Genomic DNA, 17,684 nt, shown 5'->3' with positions numbered 1-17,684 from the left:
TAATAATCGTGAATTTTGCGCGTTATAAAAGTCCAAGAGGAAAACCGATCAATATGCGTAAAAGTAAAAGAAACTTTAGAGTGTGTGCCGGGCTAATATTGATGCTCACTGTTCCTGCGTTGATTTCAGCTAAAACACGCAAAATCCGTAAATACACAAAATCAGCCGTAGCTGCTGCACCTGTTACTTATGCTGCAATTTCAAGCAGCACAATGGCGATGGCGGATCAAATATATGATTCTCTGCAACTTGCAACGTCCGGTTTGAGTGAACAGGCGTTTAAATTTGCATGGAGAGGCTATCAAAAACTTCGCGCAAAAGGCATGCTGGCAAAAGATGGCATACTGTCCATTTGCGATTTCAGTCAGTCGTCCCGCAATAAAAGACTGTATATAATTGACCTCGTAGGCATGAAATTGCTTATCAATACATATGTTGCCCATGGCAGAAATACCGGCGGCGAATTTGCAAAGTCATTTTCTAATAGCCCCGAAAGCCATAAAAGCAGTCTTGGTTTTTATGTAACAAGATCGACTTACTCTGGTTCACATGGCTTATCTTTGAAAATCGACGGCGTAGAGAGAGGTTTTAATGACAGAGCTTTGAAGCGAAACATCGTTGTTCATGGCTCAGAATACGTAGGGCCTTCTTTCATAGAAGAAAATCCGTTTACCGGAAGAAGTTATGGCTGTCCAGCTGTACCCGATAATGAATCTGCGGAAGTTATTAATTCTATTAAAGACGGAAGCTGTCTTTTTATCTATTACCCCAATAAAACCTACATTTCAAAGTCTCAGCTTTTAAAAGGCTAATGCTGTTTAAAATTTGAACCATTCTTCGCAATAGTTGTTTGTTAGAAGGATTGTGATTTGGAATAGTACATTATATAAATGCGTTTGGCACAAGAACGGAATCGACACTAAAAAAAAGAATTGTTTTGAATTTTAACGAATTAAACCTTCATCCTGATCTGCTCGAAGGCATACAGGCATCCGGTTACGAAAATGCTACACCTGTTCAGGCACAGGTAATCCCTCTTATTTTATCAGGTAAAGACATTATTGCATCTGCCCAAACGGGAACCGGTAAGACGGCCGCGTTTCTTTTGCCGGTAATCAACAAGTTATTACAACATAGAAATGACGGCCAGGTAAGCGCTCTCGTACTTGTTCCCACGCGGGAACTTGCCATACAAATAGGGCAGCACCTGGAGGGGCTTTCTTATTTTACCAATATTAGTTCCATTGCCATTTATGGCGGTAACGATGGAAACAACTTCATTATAGAAAAGCAGGCCCTGCGGATGGGAGTAGACATAGTTGTGTGTACACCCGGCCGGATGATCGCTCACTTAAACATGGGTTATGTGCCGCTAAAAGGGTTACAGTTTCTTGTTCTGGATGAGGCTGACCGCATGCTTGACATGGGCTTTCAGGAAGACATCAGGAAAATAACTTCTTTCCTCCCCGCCCAAAGACAAACCTTGCTTTTTTCTGCAACAATGCCGGAGAAAATAAGAACCCTGGCAAAGCAAATCTTACAGAACCCTTCAGAGGTAAATATTTCCATTTCCAAACCACCGGAAAAAATACAGCAGCAGGCATATTCTGTTTTTGAGCACCAGAAATTGCCATTGGTGAAAAATGTTTTACAAAGCGCCACCTTCAAAAGTGCACTTGTTTTTTGCAGCAGCAAACAAAGTGTAAAGAAATTGGTGGCTGAATTAAGACAAGGTGGCCTTACCATTGGCGAAATGCATAGCGATCTTGAGCAGTCAAGCCGTGAAGACGTATTGCTGAAATTCAATAGTGGGCGAATTCCTGTTTTGGTAGCAACAGACATTCTTTCGAGAGGTATTGATATTGATACAATAGACCTTGTAATCAACTACGATGTGCCGCACGATGGCGAGGACTACGTGCACCGCATAGGAAGAACGGCAAGGGCCGAAGCGGAGGGCGTGGCGATCACCCTGATCAGTGAGAGGGAACATGGCCGTTTTGCACGCATTGAAAAATTGATTGGTAAAACAGTAGATAAATTACCTGTTCCGGAGGCACTGGGGGAGGCTCCGGTGTATAACCCTTCAATAAGAAACAGCGGTGGCGGTGGCAGTAACAGAAAATTTTACAAGCAGAAGCCTTCAGGGAATCGCAATAAAAAATTTGTTTAACGTATTGACATTGTCGGGGCGAATTGCGTTCGCCCTTTAACACATAATTGCCGCTTCGCGGCATTTTTTGTATCAGTGTATTCGATCCCATTTATGTAAATTGCCCGATTCAAAAACCTCCAATTGAAATCCAGCAAAGAACAATTATCAGCCGACGACAAAAAACTGGTTGACTTCTTCAATAGAAAAGTAGGAGAATACAACGCTCCCGCGTTTATTCCGGATGACCCCATCAGCATACCGCATAAATTTTCTAAAAAACAGGACATAGAAATAGCAGGTTTTTTCGCTTCCATACTTGCCTGGGGCAACAGAAAAACAATCATCAATTCCTGCACAAAGTTGTTCAACCTGATGGATAACGCACCACATCAGTTTGTGACCTCATTTGAAGAAACAGATCTGATTCCTTTCATCGATTTTGTGCACCGCACATTCAACGCAACGGATCTTTTTCACTCGCTCAAATTTTTACAATATCACTATAAAGAAAATACATCATTGGAAACAGCATTCTCAAAATGGATGCAGCCGGACGATGAGAATATAGAAAATGCACTCAACGGGTTTCATCACTATTTTTTTGACTTTGATGAATTTCCTGAGCGCACAAGAAAACATATTGCTGCACCATTTAAAAAGTCTGCTTGCAAAAGGCTAAACATGTATTTGCGCTGGATGGTACGAAACGATAACAAGAAAGTTGACTTTGGTATTTGGAAAAAAATCAAACCTTCGCAATTGATCTGTCCGATGGACGTGCATGTTGCCCGTGTTGCAAAACGTTTTAATTTGCTGGATAGAAAACAAGTAGACTGGCAAGCCGCTGTTGAATTGACAGCGTATCTCTCTAAGCTCGATAGGAATGATCCGGTGAAATATGATTTTGCATTATTCGGCCTGGGCGTAATTGAAAAATATTAAAGCATCAATGGAGACCAACAAACAACTCATTCATAATTTACAGAACGAATTTGCGGCAGCCATTCCGTCAACGGTTTCGTTCGATCAAATGATTGCCATGATTGCCGTACCGGTAAATGAGTTGATACAAAAGGATTTTCAAAAGTTAGTCGGCATTCTTTACCGGTTAGATGTAAGCGAACCAAAACTTCGGTACATGCTGAAAATGCATAACGAAGAAGATGCCGGAAAAATCATAGCCACATTGATCGTAGAACGTGAATTGCAAAAAATAAAAACGAGGCAAGAGTTCAGAAAGAACGATGATGAAATTGATGAAGAGGAGCGGTGGTGATGGGGCAACACTGAACGCCTAATGCCTAACGCCTAACGCAAGATGCGGCATTCTGCGCTAAGCCTTAAGCATTTGGCGTTTAGCATTAAGCGTTATCTTTGAAACTTCCTATCTCCAAATACTGCACAAATCGTCAAGCCTTATGCAGTACACAATTCATCTCTGGAAACAAGCGCCATTTCTACGGTTGGTTATTTCCTTTATTGCGGGACTTCTAATGCAATATCATTTTGCATTTGTTTTAAACACGTGGTTGGTAATTGCTGCGATTGCATTCCTGGTGTTTGTTGTTTTTTTATCGCTACCACTCAAGCGAAAATTTACACAATCATGGATAAGCGGAGTTGCAATAAATACAACAATGATTTGCTTAGGTGGAATATTGTTGTATAAAAACACAGGAACAAACGATGCATGGTGCGTTAAGAACAATTATGCTTCACAAAAATTATTGGTAACACTTGAGGAGCCGTTGACGGAAAAAGAAAAGTCTTTCAAAGCAAAGGCTAGTGTGGAGATGATGGGCGATGACAGCTCATGCAAATCTGCCACCGGTAACATCATTGTATATCTGCAAAAGGACAGCGTGAGACCCGCGCTTACATATGGCTCGCAGATTGTTATTGACAAGCCTTTGCAGCCCATTCGCAATTCCGGCAACCCAGCTTGTTTCAATTATGAACAATACTGCGCCTTTCAGCGCATTTATTACCAGGTTTTTCTGAAGCCGGATGAATATGTGATTTTAAAAGAAAAGAAAACTAATGCGGCAAAGAAAATGCTCTTCAATGCAAGCGATGCAATCACTGGCATTCTGCAGAAATATATTACCAGCAAAAAAGAACTCGGACTCGCCGAAGCATTGCTGATTGGCTATAAAGAAGATCTTGACAAAACTTTGGTACAATCGTATTCCAACACTGGCGTAGTTCACATCATAGCCATTTCTGGATTGCATTTGGGAGTGATTTATTTTTTGCTGCTGTTTTTGCTGAAACCTTTGAATGACAAACGGAAGTTCAACAGAATATTGAAACCGGTTATTGTCATTTTATTTCTTTGGTCGTTTAGTATAATGTCAGGTGCATCACCATCTGTATTGCGCTCAGCAGTAATGTTTACCTGTATAGTAATAGGAAACAGTATTTCAAAACAATCATCAGTCTACAACACGTTAAGCGCGTCGGCATTTTTATTATTGTGCTATAATCCCTTCTGGTTGTGGGATGTGGGGTTTCAATTATCCTATGCCGCACTTTTAAGTATTGTTATTTTTATGAAGCCGGTATACAATTGTATCGACATCAAGAATAAATTGCTTGATAAAATATGGCAGGCAGCTGCAGTAACAATCGCCGCGCAAATCCTAACCACGCCAATAAGCATTTATTATTTTCATCAATTTCCTATTTTCTTCTTAATGACGAATTTGTTGGCCGTGCCTATCTCTACAATTATATTGATTGGAGAAATAGTCTTGTGTGCTGTTTCTTTTGTAACACCTGTCGCGATCGCTTTCGGCAAAATACTGACCTGGCTTTTGTGGTTGATGAATACGATAGTTGAACGTATTGAGGCCATCCCGTTTAACATGTGGGGCAGCTTGCAGATTAGCATCTTGCAAAATTTAGTGTTGTACATTTTTATTGCGTCAATCGCGTTGTGGTTGTTGAAAAATCACAAACGTTATATCTATGTTAGCTTGCTGTCTCTTTTGTTGTTTGTATGCCTGCGCACGTATTCATTTTACGAAGCTTCAAAGCAAGAAAGACTAATTGTATACAACGTCCCTCAAAAGCAGGCAATAGATATAATTAATGGGAGAAACTATCAATTCATTGGAGATAAGGAATTGTTGCAAGATGCTTTTCTACAAAACTTTCACTTAAAACCATCACGCATTTTACAAAGGATAAAACCAGAACCAACAACTACAGAAAATGTAATTGTATGGGAAGGCAAGCGAATTGTCATTTTGAATGATTCGAAGGGATATGAAAAAGCAGAAGAAAAATTAAATGCCGATGTGATCATTGTTTCTCATAACCCTAAACTAAACATTAGCGACATCACAAACGCGTTTAACTGCAAAACGATTGTATTCGACGGTTCAAATGCAGATTGGAAGATTGAAAAATGGAAAGAAGAGTGCGAGCAGATTAATCAAAAATATTTCTCGGTAAAAGACAACGGTGCATTTATAGTGAATCTCTGAGACAACAGTTGATGTCTGCTATGTGAAGCGTTTAAATATTTCGCTTCGCGATGTTTAACATGTCGCCCCTCTGGGGCTCGTATCCGGTTCGCTATACCTAATGATGCTACTAACGTGTCGCCCCGCTGGGGCTGATTAGAACATGACGAAGGTCAATATAGCCTCAGCGGGGTGACACGTTAGTAGAAAAAATCCGTGAAAATCCTTCTAATCCGTGTCATCTGTGTGCCATAAAAACAAAAAATCCCCATATTGCTATGGGGAAACGAATAGGCAATTAGTCGAACAAAGAGTTATTAACCAAGAGGCAGAACAGTTCTGCCGTAAACTTCATTTAAAACCTGGGCAACCCCAGTATAAAATGCACTAAGGCCACAGAAAATACCTTCATACCCCGCAAAGGTTCTCATCGCTGTATTTCCCGTAAAATCGCTGATAGCGAGCAAAAAGAATAGTACAGTTAATGTCGCGAAAACAACCTGTAATGCACGGCTGAGTCTTAAAGTGCCGATAAACATAAACAATGTAAACAGTCCCCACATCAGCAGGTAATAACCCACACCAGTGGCGCTTGATTTATATGCCGCTCCAAAAGAAGTGTTGGGGATCAGCCAAAGAGTTACCAGTGTGAGCCAGAAAACGCCATATGAAGTAAACGCTGTAGCACCAAAAGTGTTGTTCTTTTTCCATTCCTGGATTCCGGCAACAATTTGTGCAAATCCACCCATGAACATGCCCATGCCAATAATCATGGAGTTCAATTCAAAAAAGCCGGCGTTATGAATATTGAGTAAAACGGTGGTCATTCCAAAACCGAGCAGACCTAAGGGGGCAGGGTTAGCCGTATTGTCTTTTACGGCAACAATCGTTTCAGTGGACATAAAATTTTTAGATATGGGTTAAAGTGAACAAATGCAATCGGTTAAATTTACTATTCTTTCAAATAAAACGATCAATCGTAAAATAATTTTTAATAAATGTGGAGAAATTTCACGCAAAGGCGCAAAGGGGAAAAACGAAGGAAACCCTATGCGCTCTTTGTTTTCTCTTTGCGCCTTTGCGTGAAATCTGCTAAATTTGCGCCTCTTATTGGAAATTCCCATATCCGGTTACATTCTTTACAACCGTCAATTAGTACTAATAATATGAACAAAAAAATTCAATCTGCATTGATCTCCGTTTTTTATAAAGACGGACTGGAGCCAATTGTTAAAACACTTTCCGACCTTGGCGCTACCATCTACAGCACAGGCGGAACACAACAGTTTATTGAAAAATTGGGCATCAAATGCGTACCGGTTGAAGACGTTACTTCTTACCCTTCCATTTTGGGCGGTCGTGTTAAAACACTTCACCCGAAAGTATTTGGTGGAATCCTGGGAAGAAGAGGCAACGAACAGGATGTACAGGAAATGAAGCAATATGAAATTCCTGAATTGGATCTGGTAATTGTTGACCTATATCCATTCGAGGAAACAGTAGCTTCTACCAGTGAAGAAAAATTAATCATTGAAAAAATTGATATCGGCGGTCCATCCATGATCCGCGGCGCTGCGAAAAATTTTAGTGATGTGGTGGTAGTTGCTTCTAAGCAAGACTACGCTTTGCTGAACCAAATTTTGACAGATCAAAAAGGTGAAACTACAATCGATCAGCGTAAAGCATTTGCTGCAAAAGCATTTGAAGTATGCGCACACTATGATGTAGCGATCTCTAAATATTTTACTCCTGCAAACGGCAACTATTTTTTTGAATCAGTTCCTGAAGCAAAAATTATGCGTTACGGTGAGAACCCGCATCAGCAAGGTGTTTTCTACGGCAAGCTGGGTGAGCTTTTCAACCAGCTGAACGGTAAAGAACTTTCTTACAACAACCTGGTAGACGTTGATGCTGCGGCTCAGTTGATCAAAGAATTTACTGATACAACTTTCGCGATCATTAAGCATACAAATGTTTGCGGTATCGCGCAAAGACCTTCTGTGAAAGATGCATGGGACGCGGCTTTGGCTGGTGATCCTGAAAGCGCTTTTGGCGGTGTGTTGGTTTGCAACGGCACTATCGACAAAGCAACTGCAGACGCGATCAACGAAATTTTCTTTGAAGTATTGATTGCTCCGGCATTCAATGAAGATGCACTGGAAGTACTGAAATCTAAAAAGAACAGAATCCTTTTGCAAAGCAAAGCGCCTTTGAATGTAAAGACGCAATACAAATCTTTATTGAATGGTGTATTGGTTCAGCAAACGGACGAAGGTAATTTTGAGAAATGGGAAGAAGTAGGTGGCAGATCATCTTCTGAAGCTGAAAAGAGTGATTTGACTTTCGCTAACCTTGTTTGTAAACATCTTAAAAGCAACGCAATCGCTTTGGTTAAAAACAAGCAATTGATCGGTAAGGGTTGCGGGCAAACAAGCCGTGTTGATGCTTTGCGTCATGCGATTGAAAAAGCGAAACAATTTAAATTTGATTTGAAAGGCGCGGTATTGGCAAGCGATGCATTTTTCCCATTCAATGATTGCGTGCAAATGAGCCACGAAGAAGGAATGGAAGCATTCATTCAACCGGGCGGTTCCATTCGCGATAAAGATTCTATTGAATATTGCAAGCAACATAACCTTGCGATGGTGATGACCGGATTGAGGCATTTTAGGCACTAAGCAGGTGATTGAATAAACTGAATGGACTGAATAACTGAATGGTTTATATTCGATTTGAACTTCGACTATGGAACACTCAGTTATTCAGTCCATTTAGTTTATTCAATCATCACTTCCCAATACACAACATCCCGCATAAAGACATCATGCACTTCTTTCCATCCTCTGAAAAAAAGATCTGTTCCGAAAGCAGTGTTGTGCCAGATCGTGATCATTAGACCGTTCGCGTCTTTTACTGCACGGTAATATTGCATTAACTCCTCGAAGGCTTGAGTTGGAGAAAGTTTTTGTTCATACAAACAATTCGCTTCCATGTAACAGAAGGGAAACAGTTGCAGATCTGTTGTCTGTTCGTTCTCTAGATCGTACCAATAAAAAGATGAAGCAACAGATGCCCTGAATCCATTGATGCTGCCGTAACCCATGGAGAAATCTTTTTCAATTCCCGCAGCAACCAATCTCCTGAAAGTATTCGGTAGCGTAAATCGTATGTAATGTTGACGGCTATATTTCACAGCATCATCTGTAATGAATTCGAGCCAGCCGATTTCCTGTTTTAATAATTTATTGTTGTCGCCGCTTTGCCATGACGGATGTATCCCAACTGTTCCTTTCTTTGATTGGTATTGAATAAGGCTTTGCAGCGCTTTCTTTGAGGGATTTATGTTTTTGTCAACACCCACCTGCCTGTCTGCCAAAAGGAAAAAATAATAGGGTCTTACTTTGCAGTAAAGATGCAGTGCATCGAGCCATTCGTATGAATCGTAAGGGTCGTCTTTTTTGTACTGCAACACAGCCACCCGGTTGCGAAATTCGCTCCAATCGCCTCGAAGGATTGATTTAAGCAACGCACCGGTTGTTCGAATAAACCCTTTGTTTCTGTACTTCCACGCGATATCAATATCGTAAGTGGGAATGTATTTGAACTTTTGCGGCTTCCAGGAAATGTCTGTAAATTTTTCCTGCAGAGCTTTTTTCAAATCGATCAACCAATAATTAACCAGGGGTTGATTCAAAAAGCCTTCTTTAAAAGCAAGTGAATTTGTATGGGCAAATCTACCGTACTCATCCAACGTGTGTGGTAGATATTCTTCATATCGACTTAGCAGGTAGAACGAAGCAGCCAGCACATCAAAGGGATGATCACTATCTGCCTGCCAGAAAAAAGCTTTATGATAATTGTTTTGTACTACAATAATTTCCTGTGCAGAAATATCATTTTCAAACAGCAAGTTAACCGGACGAATGTAATACTCATCACTGCTTATGCGACTATCGGAATAATTGATTTTTGGAATTTTTTGCGTAGCGAAAAAATTGCTGTCGTTTGTAATTTGTATCGGTTGCCGTAATAACTCGCTACTGATAAAGCTTACAATATATTCAAGGCGCGGGGTGGTATTGGATGTGTACAGCAACATGTTTCGAAAATAACAAACGGAAAGGAAATTTTCGAGTTTTTTAATAACAGAATAACTGAATGACTGAATAACTGAATGTTCTTTTTTGATTTTGCTCTACGATAATCGGACATTCAGTTATTCAGTTATTCAATTATTGGCCTCCCTTCTCATTGTACTTCTTCTCCGCATCTTTCGCTTTTTCAAAATCCAGCACCACTCCGTTTATACAATAGCGTAAGCCTGTTGGAGGAGGGCCATCTTCGAACACGTGACCAAGGTGTGATTTACATCTGCCGCATTGTACTTCTGTTCTTTCCATGCCATGCGTATGGTCCGGTGTATAAATAATGGAAGTTTTGCTGATCGGTTCATAGAAGCTTGGCCAGCCGCAACCACTTTCAAATTTCGTATCACTTTTAAAAAGCGGGTTACCGCAAACGGCACAGTAGTAAGTACCTACTTCCTTGGACTCTTCGTATTTGCTTGTCCATGGTCTTTCTGTACCTTTTTCACGGGCAATGTAATACACGTCCGAAGGCAGGATCTTTTTCCATTCTGAATCGCTCAGGTTCACCTTTTCTTTACTCTCTCTTGAGTAAACTTCATTTTTCTTGTGTGTTGTATCCATAGTTGAGTTTTTATTATTTGCTGTTTGGGAAAAACTGCATTGCTGCATTAAAACCGCCACTAAAATTATGCTAAGCAATTTCATAGTTGTTCTTAGTTTGTTTAACAAATTTACGGAATGCAAGTTGCGACAGATTTGGTCCAAATTGCTTGTTTTCGCGATTTAACATATTCGATAAAGTGTCATATTGTGAAAAGTGTCGTTATGTCAAAAAAAATGCAAGGATTGGTAATAAATCAACTAAAGAGCTGACTTTTGATAGAAATTATCTAAGCCCTGCCATTCAACTTTGCACATTCGTCATTTTTGCATAGGTTTGCTCACTCATCAAGGATTACAATACATGTTCAATTTAATTTTATTCGGACCTCCCGGAAGCGGAAAAGGTACCCAATCTGAAAAGCTTATTGAGAAATTCGGACTGAAACACCTTTCTACCGGTGATCTTCTTCGTGGCGAAATTGCCGCACAAACCGCTCTTGGTTTGGAAGCAAAAAAATTGATGGATCAGGGTCAATTGGTTCCTGATGAAGTAGTTGTGGGAATGATCAGGTCGGCTTTGGAAAATAATCCGCAGGCAAAAGGATTTTTGTTTGACGGCTTTCCAAGAACAAAAGAACAATCCGTAGCACTTGATAAGTTATTGTCAGAAAAAAGTGCAGCTATTAATGTTGTACTTGCACTTGATGTAACAGAGGATGAATTGATCAAACGTCTTTTAAACCGCGGTTTGACTAGCGGCAGAACAGATGATGTGAATGAAGAGATAATTAAGAACCGTATCGCTGAATATCACAAGAAAACTTCTGCAGTGGCTGATCACTACAAACAATTCGATAAAGTAGTGCACGTGAAAGGAGAGGGAAGTGTAGATGATATCTTCGGTGCCTTGAGCGGAGAAATAGAAAAGAGAAATAATTAATTGCAGAGACGCATGATAATGCGTCAATCGATAAAAGAAAAACGTCTCGCAATTTGCGGGACGTTTTTTATTTCCTGTAGAGACACATTGAATGCGTCGTCTCCTGCAATCATCAGGTGTAACAATAAATTTCGTGAGATTGTAAGGTTTGTTGATTTTGGTGTTGCATCAGAGACGTGTTCAACACGTCTCTACGAGCATATACACGTAGCAAATTTTGAAATAAAAACAGGTACAAATACGTAACCTGTATAAAAAGTAAAGCCCCTGTGTAGACACACAGGGACTTTTGGTTAAGGCTCTGATTAGTAGCTATTTTATAGTCAGTTTATTTTTTCGATTTGAGTCTACAAATATAAAATACATTTTCAATAATCGCAATATTATCGCATAACCTAAACCGAGTATTTTTAATTTGATAACTTATTAATCTCGGTATTTACAAAATCCATCAACTTCTTTATATATGCCGGAGACAAATTAAACTCAAGACCTGCTGCATCATACAGTTCAGGTAATGTTTTTGTACCGCCAAGACTTAACGCCTTTGTATAGTTGCTTAAAGCAGCTTCTTTATTTTGTTTGTACTGCATCCATAAACCGATTGCACCCAGTTGTGCAATGCCGTACTCGATATAGTAGAATGGAACTTCAAACAAATGTAGTTGTCTTTGCCATGCATATTTTCTATACTCTTCAAGACCACTGAAATCCATTTCGCTGCTTGAAAACTCATTTAAAATTTCATACCACTTTGCTGCTCTTTCTTCCGGTGTATGCTGAGGGTTAAGATAAACCCAATGTTGGAATTTGTCAATAGTGGCAATCCATGGAAATATAGTGATCACTCTTTCCAGTTGATGTTCCTTTGCTCTTTGAAGATCTTCTTTGTTATTGAAAAAACTTTCCCACTCATCCATACTAAAAAGTTCCATAGACATGCTCGCTACTTCTGCAATCTCCATTGGATATTCCTTGAAAGCGCTTAGTTCCAAAGGATGTGCGAGGAATGAATGAATAGCATGGCCGCCTTCATGAACCATAGTTGTAACGTCATGCATCTGTCCGGCTGCATTCATAAAAATAAATGGCGCACCACTTTCTGCGAGCGGACAGTTGTAGCCACCTGGTGCTTTTCCTTTGCGGCTGTCAAGATCAAGATGTCCCATCGATTTCATTTTTTTGAGACACTCTGCAAAAAAAGGATTCAATGAGTTGAAACAATCAATTGATTTTTCCAACAACTCTTCACCGGAATTAAACGGATGCAATGGTTCTACATTCTCCGGTTCTGCATCCACATCCCACGGACGAAGCGTATCCACGCCAAGCTTTGCTTTTTTTCTTTTATAAATTTCATTTACTAACGGCAATACATGTTGTTTAACCGCTTCGTGAAATTGAAAACAATCTTCAGGTTTGTAGTCAAAGCGGCCAAGCTCTACAAATTTATAATCCCGGTAGTTTTTGAAATCAGCATTCTCCGCTACCTGTTGTCTCTTTTCAACAAGTTTAGTATACAGGTCATTCAATGCCTCTTTATCCTGCAATCTTCTTTCCTGAATTTTTCTATACACTTCTTCGCGCAGATTGCGATCGTGATTTTCGAGGAATTTGTTAGCCTGCTGTAAAGTGTATTCTTTTCCATCAACGGTAACGGTCATTTTTCCTGCAATTACGCCGTATTGCTGTTGCATAACGCCCAGCTCAGCCTGCAAAGGAATATTTGCTTCGCGAAACAGATCAATACTTTTCTTAACGCTTCGCAGGTAAGTAAAATATTTCTGCTGATCGAGTTCTTTGGTAAATGGAGAGTTGATCAGTTTGCGATTCAACTGATCTGCGTAGGGTTGAATTTTCGGTTGAATTTCCATCACAAAATAAGTGAAGGCTTCTTCCAGCGCTTTATTCTCAGTATCGCATGTCATTTTAATTTGTCTCCAACATGCATCTTCACTTACGATTGCTTCAAGTTCAGAGGAATTTTTTAACCATTGCTCAAGATCCTTTACGGAAGCAATTTCTCTCTCCTGTAAATTTTTAAAATAAGGCTCAAGACTGGTCCAATCTGTAACAATAAAATCTTTGGGTAAAAAGTGACGTTCTACTTTTTTTATATCTGCACTATAGGTCATAAGAAAGTTTTAAGTAATAAGTTATGAGTTTTAAGTTGTAAACAAGACTAGCGTTAAAGTCAAAAGGATAAAGTAAAAATTCAAAACTTTCACAGCAGTCCTTTGGCCTGGCGAAACTATTGTTGTAATAAGATATTTGGATATTTTATTACAACACAATTACTAATCTTTAAATGTTTTTAAATAAAAAAGCTACAAGCCTTAAAGTTAAATAACTCTACGCTTGCAGCTTGTTTATAATTCATTAAATTATTACTCTTCTGTCTTCTTTTTGCGGGCAGCTTTTTTAGGCTTTTCCTCGCCACCTTCTGCATCATCATCTTTCGCTGCAGTTTTTTTCGCTGCTGCTTTTTTAGCAGGTTTTTCTTCTGCTTCGCCTTCCGCTGCTTCAGCAGATTTCTTTGGCTTAGCAGCTTTTTTAGGCTTTTCCTCTGTAGTTGCTTCAGCAGATTCAGCTTTCGCTTTCTTCTCTTTTGCAGGCTCTGCTACTTCACTTACTTCATCTGATTCTTCAGCAGGAGCTTCAGAAAGTTTTATTTCAATGCTGTTCTCTTTCAGTACAGAGAACCATTTGATCATCTTCTTCATATCGCTGCTATACACTCTTTCGAAGTCCATATCAGGATATACTTTCTGAAAATATGCCTTTATTGCATTTGCATCTTTTTCAGAAGGAAGAGCACCACCGTTGCTTTGCATAGCAGTAAATACATCCACAAGATTTACGTTTTCGCGGGTAGTATATACTTCAATGCTTTCCAGATGCGAAAAGTTATGTACGCGGCTGGAAACAAATTTTGTGCTTTTATCTTCGAGGGAACGAACGATCGCTCCGTCAGCTTTACTGCTTAATAACTCAAACAATCCCGGCAATCCGGTTATAGCCATGATTCTGTTATATTCCATAATCACATTTTTAAAAAAGGGACTGCAAGATAACTGAAAAAACTAAAAACGCCCCAGCCGGCTAGCTTTTTTATCTCGAAGTGAGGAAATTGGCACGCAGATGACAAGGATTGGACGGATTAACGCGGATTTTGAATACTAGATAATGGATAATTGAGGCCTTATGTTTAGGCATGGGTCTTTAGCGTTGATAAATCGGAATCATCTGCAAGCAAAATAATAACAATATAACGTTCAAAAAATCTGTGTAAATCCGTCTAATCTGTGTCATCCGTGTGCTTACTCCTACCTGAATTGTAAAAACGTTGGCATCTTCAGCGGGAACACGTCAAAGCGCAAGTCAGACACCGTTGTGGCCTCAAAAAAGAAGGAGCCCACACCCGCAGGGCGAACCGGATAATAGTATGCTCCCAGTTTCAGCGTGTTGATACTTAAATTTTCATTTCTGATCCTTGCTCCCAGCCCCAAACCTGTGTATACAGGGCTTTGAAAAATCGATTCTTTGTTGTCTGCCAACAGCGACAGTTGTGCGCTGGCGAAGAAATTGAACTTGAACCCATAGATTTTTAAAGGGCTATAATAGATGGTTTCCGAACGCATATTGAGTCGCTGGTAGCCATTTAGCGTTGTTCTTTTGAATCCATAAATTCCCTGATCCCAATTAATATTCAATGGTTTATAGAAATAGCTATTAGGGCAAAGTATGTAGTCGAAAAATGTCGTTTCCCTGATACGTTGTTTTTTCCAGTAAAAAAGTTTACTGTAATAATTGGCAAAAGCGTGTATAACCGCATCTTCCGAAGTTGTTTTTTGCCAGAAAGATCCGATACCGATGCCCGTGTTCAACAATCCGTCACGATGGGTTTTTTGCCAGCTTTGAACGCTCACATCACTGTACCACCGGTAGCGGCTGATCCATTTTTCGCTACCCATTGTGGCTGTAATGGTATAACCCTGCGGAATATCCTCCGTTCTGCCGAAACCGTTATAATATTTACCCTTAAAATACTGTTGCTTAAAAATTACAAATTGCCCCAGGTAATATTGGCGGGTATTGTAAGTGGGATCCAGCGCTAGTTCCGGCTGTTTTGGACGATTGATAAAATAGGCACTGTATCGCCGCACGAGCAAAGCAAGGTTAGGCTTATTGGTAAGAGATCCATTTTTGCGAAATGAATTTCTAAAATTATAACCCGCCCAGATATCCAACAGTCGATAGGAGTAGCTTCTGTACATGCTGTCGGGATAATCGTGAATGTTCATGGAATGATTATCTGCAAGGGTAAGACCGCCGATAAACCTCGCCGATTGCCTGTACAACGGACGGGTTATACTTACGAAATACGAATTTTCGTACACCCCGGTATCAAGCGGATTGTTGTTGTTCAGCGTAGTATAGCCCACGGTAAAATTGGCGAAAGAACCTGCAATGTTATATTTGGTATAACGGGCCTCGGTGTTAAAGGGGGGAGTGGTACCATTGTCCCAACGAAAACCAACCCTAAGGCCTTGTCCTGCGCCAAAGAGGTCATTGCTGTACACTGCAGCTGCAATAGTATTTGGCGGGCTGAAATTGGAAAGATCCAATCCGTATTCAAATACATCCTTCGTTACGATCAGCACATCGGCAGTATTGGAATCATCGTCTTCATTGATTACATATACACGGGCATCCTGTATAAACGGTAGCGTACGTATGTACCGCTCGTTGTCAGCCAGCGTATAGGCATTAATGGTATCATTTTCTCTAAAGAAAAGCGTTTGCCTGATGACCCATTGCCGCGAATCGTAATGCAAGCTGTTAGCAACTCTTATGAGTTTATTGCGGGTAGAAAATGTGGTATCGTTGATGTCACGCGGTCCAAATACGGCAATTCTTTTAAAATAGATGTTCTGAATTATTTTACCTGAATTGGGCAGAAATTTTCGTTCACTCTTCACCATAGTGCTATCTTCCTTCGGTTCAGGAGCATCTACTTTTGCTATTTTACCCAGAACAGAATCCCTGTAATGCCTGTGCATCATAGAATCCCTATATTCCCTTATTTTTTGGAAAATAGATTTGTTGGGAACTGTATCATTGTCGAAGGCTGAAGGAAAATGCACAGTAGCACCGGCCCGGGTCGATATCAACCAAAGCAATGTTATCAATACAATATGGATGCATCTGTTGTTCACCTTAGGGTATGTATGCGGTTATTTTGGGAACTGGTTTGAATTTTTAAAGGAAAGTAGATTATTATTGCCTATGAGCCAAGGGTGTTGCAAAAGTTAATCTGATCAAAGGTAAAAGGGCGTAAGTGTAAAGGTTTTGACATATCGTTTATAGATTGTTAAGTTAAGAAAATTTGCATGCTTTTACTGTATAAAAATTTGTTCCAGCGGGCAAAAAGCGACAAAAAACAAGGTTGCAATTTGCAAATTGCTACACTAGTGTTTAATTGAATTACATTTGCGCATCACATAAAATTTATTTGATGCATCCCGCGTTTCAAAACGTTATATTAAAACGCAAGACTTAACAGTTAGGTTGTATCATACCAAAACAATAAAAATTTAGAGATGAAATTGTTGGAAAACAAAGTAGTTATTGTAACCGGTGCTGCAAGAGGAATTGGTGAAGGTATCGCTTTAAAACTAGCAGAACACGGAGCAAATATTGCATTTACCTATGTGAGTGAAGGAAGCGCCCCCAAAGCCCAGGCCCTCGAAGAAAAACTAACTGCCTTAGGAGTGAAAGCCAAAGCCTACAGAAGCAATGCTGCGATTTTTGCGGATTGCGAAGCGCTTGTAAACGACGTTGTAAAGGAATTTGGAGCAGTGGACGTTTGTGTTAACAACGCCGGTATTTCAAAAGACAACTTATTGCTGCGCCTTACCGAAGAGCAGTGGGATGAAACAATGGACGTTAACCTGAAAAGCATTTACAACATGACAAAACAGGTTATCCGCCCGATGATGAAGGCAAAAAGCGGCAGCATTATCAATATGAGCTCTATCGTGGGTGTTCGCGGTAACGCCGGACAGTCAAGCTATTCAGCGAGCAAAGCAGGGATTATTGGTTTCACAAAATCAATTGCACTTGAATTGGGAAGCCGCAACATCCGTTGCAATGCCATCGCACCGGGTTTTGTGGAAACAGATATGACGCATTACCTGAAAGACGGTGCTGGTGCTGACCAATATTTGAAAGATATTCCGTTGAACCGCTTTGGTTCTACTGAAGAAATTGCAGATGTTACATTATTCCTTGCCAGCAAAATGAGCAGCTACGTTACCGGACAGGTAATCAGCGTTTGCGGTGGCTTGAATATTTAATAACTGAATAACTGATTAACTGAATAATTGAAGGGTAGGCTTTGGCTTACCCTTTTTTATGATAAGGGT

General features: G+C 40.1%; 14 protein-coding genes. 8 read left to right on the top strand and 6 right to left on the bottom strand.

The annotated features are described in order from the left end of the window. Window positions 1-53 precede the first annotated feature (53 nt). From QJ048_RS03055 to QJ048_RS03035, 5 genes are all read left to right on the top strand, one after another. Entirely contained in the window at window positions 54-812 is a 759-nt protein-coding gene (locus QJ048_RS03055; RefSeq protein WP_282332858.1) for a murein L,D-transpeptidase catalytic domain family protein, read from the top strand. A 125-nt stretch (window positions 813-937) separates the two neighbouring features. After that, window positions 938-2,173 carry a DEAD/DEAH box helicase gene (locus QJ048_RS03050; protein ID WP_282332857.1) on the top strand — a complete coding sequence of 412 codons (1,236 nt, stop codon included), beginning with the start codon at window positions 938-940 and terminating at the stop codon, window positions 2,171-2,173. A gap of 123 nt (window positions 2,174-2,296) precedes the next feature. Beyond that, the gene (locus QJ048_RS03045) at window positions 2,297-3,097 is read left to right on the top strand and encodes a TIGR02757 family protein (protein WP_282332856.1); all 801 of its coding nucleotides are present in this window, start codon (window positions 2,297-2,299) and stop codon (window positions 3,095-3,097) included. Between the two features lie 7 nt (window positions 3,098-3,104). Further along, on the top strand, window positions 3,105-3,431 hold the full coding sequence (locus QJ048_RS03040) for a hypothetical protein (RefSeq protein WP_282332855.1): 327 nt from the start codon (window positions 3,105-3,107) through the stop codon (window positions 3,429-3,431). A gap of 142 nt (window positions 3,432-3,573) precedes the next feature. Further along, window positions 3,574-5,646, top strand: coding sequence for a ComEC/Rec2 family competence protein (locus QJ048_RS03035; RefSeq protein ID WP_282332854.1), 2,073 nt, complete (start codon window positions 3,574-3,576; stop codon window positions 5,644-5,646). 296 nt (window positions 5,647-5,942) lie between these two features. On the opposite strand, the gene QJ048_RS03030 is transcribed toward QJ048_RS03035, so the two are convergent. Then, on the bottom strand, window positions 5,943-6,527 hold the full coding sequence (locus QJ048_RS03030) for an acetate uptake transporter (protein WP_282332853.1): 585 nt from the start codon (window positions 6,525-6,527) through the stop codon (window positions 5,943-5,945). Window positions 6,528-6,791: 264 nt separating this feature from the next. Here QJ048_RS03030 and purH point away from each other — a divergent pair, with 264 nt between their 5' ends. Beyond that, entirely contained in the window at window positions 6,792-8,303 is a 1,512-nt protein-coding gene (purH, locus tag QJ048_RS03025; RefSeq protein WP_282332852.1) for a bifunctional phosphoribosylaminoimidazolecarboxamide formyltransferase/IMP cyclohydrolase, read from the top strand. Window positions 8,304-8,401: 98 nt separating this feature from the next. Here the strand turns inward: purH and QJ048_RS03020 are convergent, their stop codons facing one another. Continuing rightward, entirely contained in the window at window positions 8,402-9,724 is a 1,323-nt protein-coding gene (locus QJ048_RS03020; RefSeq protein ID WP_282332851.1) for a polysaccharide deacetylase family protein, read from the bottom strand. Between the two features lie 133 nt (window positions 9,725-9,857). Beyond that, on the bottom strand, window positions 9,858-10,334 hold the full coding sequence (gene msrB, locus QJ048_RS03015) for a peptide-methionine (R)-S-oxide reductase MsrB (RefSeq protein WP_345774526.1): 477 nt from the start codon (window positions 10,332-10,334) through the stop codon (window positions 9,858-9,860). A gap of 343 nt (window positions 10,335-10,677) precedes the next feature. Between msrB and QJ048_RS03010 the strand changes: the two genes are divergently transcribed. Next, a complete protein-coding gene (locus QJ048_RS03010; RefSeq protein WP_282332849.1) occupies window positions 10,678-11,256 on the top strand; it encodes an adenylate kinase in 579 nt (192 codons plus the stop codon). Between the two features lie 410 nt (window positions 11,257-11,666). Here QJ048_RS03010 and QJ048_RS03005 read toward each other — a convergent pair whose 3' ends face one another. From QJ048_RS03005 to QJ048_RS02995, 3 genes are all read right to left on the bottom strand, one after another. Further along, window positions 11,667-13,391, bottom strand: coding sequence for a M3 family oligoendopeptidase (locus QJ048_RS03005; RefSeq protein WP_282332848.1), 1,725 nt, complete (start codon window positions 13,389-13,391; stop codon window positions 11,667-11,669). 252 nt (window positions 13,392-13,643) lie between these two features. After that, window positions 13,644-14,297, bottom strand: coding sequence for a DUF5606 family protein (locus QJ048_RS03000; protein WP_282332847.1), 654 nt, complete (start codon window positions 14,295-14,297; stop codon window positions 13,644-13,646). Window positions 14,298-14,582: 285 nt separating this feature from the next. Then, window positions 14,583-16,475, bottom strand: a complete 1,893-nt coding sequence (locus tag QJ048_RS02995) for a BamA/TamA family outer membrane protein (RefSeq protein WP_282332846.1) — start codon at window positions 16,473-16,475, stop codon at window positions 14,583-14,585. 384 nt (window positions 16,476-16,859) lie between these two features. Here QJ048_RS02995 and fabG point away from each other — a divergent pair, with 384 nt between their 5' ends. Then, window positions 16,860-17,615 carry a 3-oxoacyl-[acyl-carrier-protein] reductase gene (gene fabG / locus QJ048_RS02990; RefSeq protein ID WP_282332845.1) on the top strand — a complete coding sequence of 252 codons (756 nt, stop codon included), beginning with the start codon at window positions 16,860-16,862 and terminating at the stop codon, window positions 17,613-17,615. Window positions 17,616-17,684: the final 69 nt, after the last annotated feature.

This window comes from Pinibacter soli (genome assembly GCF_029961145.1).
In the GTDB taxonomy this organism is placed as follows: Bacteria; Bacteroidota; Bacteroidia; order Chitinophagales; family Chitinophagaceae; genus Pinibacter; species Pinibacter soli.
Note: the sequence above shows the minus strand (reverse complement) of the source record. Positions and strands in the feature narration are given on the sequence as shown.

Bases quoted from the DNA above. Each gene is read 5' to 3' on its own strand.
- QJ048_RS03055 (WP_282332858.1), top strand. From the start codon at position 54: ATGCGTAAAAGTAAAAGAAACTTTAGAGTGTGTGCCGGGCTAATATTG.
- QJ048_RS03040 (WP_282332855.1), top strand. From the start codon at position 3,105: ATGGAGACCAACAAACAACTCATTCATAATTTACAGAACGAATTTGCG.
- QJ048_RS03035 (WP_282332854.1), top strand. From the start codon at position 3,574: ATGCAGTACACAATTCATCTCTGGAAACAAGCGCCATTTCTACGGTTG.
- QJ048_RS03030 (WP_282332853.1), bottom strand. From the start codon at position 6,527: ATGTCCACTGAAACGATTGTTGCCGTAAAAGACAATACGGCTAACCCT.
- purH (WP_282332852.1), top strand. From the start codon at position 6,792: ATGAACAAAAAAATTCAATCTGCATTGATCTCCGTTTTTTATAAAGAC.
- QJ048_RS03020 (WP_282332851.1), bottom strand. From the start codon at position 9,724: ATGTTGCTGTACACATCCAATACCACCCCGCGCCTTGAATATATTGTA.
- msrB (WP_345774526.1), bottom strand. From the start codon at position 10,334: ATGGATACAACACACAAGAAAAATGAAGTTTACTCAAGAGAGAGTAAA.
- QJ048_RS03010 (WP_282332849.1), top strand. From the start codon at position 10,678: ATGTTCAATTTAATTTTATTCGGACCTCCCGGAAGCGGAAAAGGTACC.
- QJ048_RS03005 (WP_282332848.1), bottom strand. From the start codon at position 13,391: ATGACCTATAGTGCAGATATAAAAAAAGTAGAACGTCACTTTTTACCC.
- QJ048_RS03000 (WP_282332847.1), bottom strand. From the start codon at position 14,297: ATGGAATATAACAGAATCATGGCTATAACCGGATTGCCGGGATTGTTT.
- fabG (WP_282332845.1), top strand. From the start codon at position 16,860: ATGAAATTGTTGGAAAACAAAGTAGTTATTGTAACCGGTGCTGCAAGA.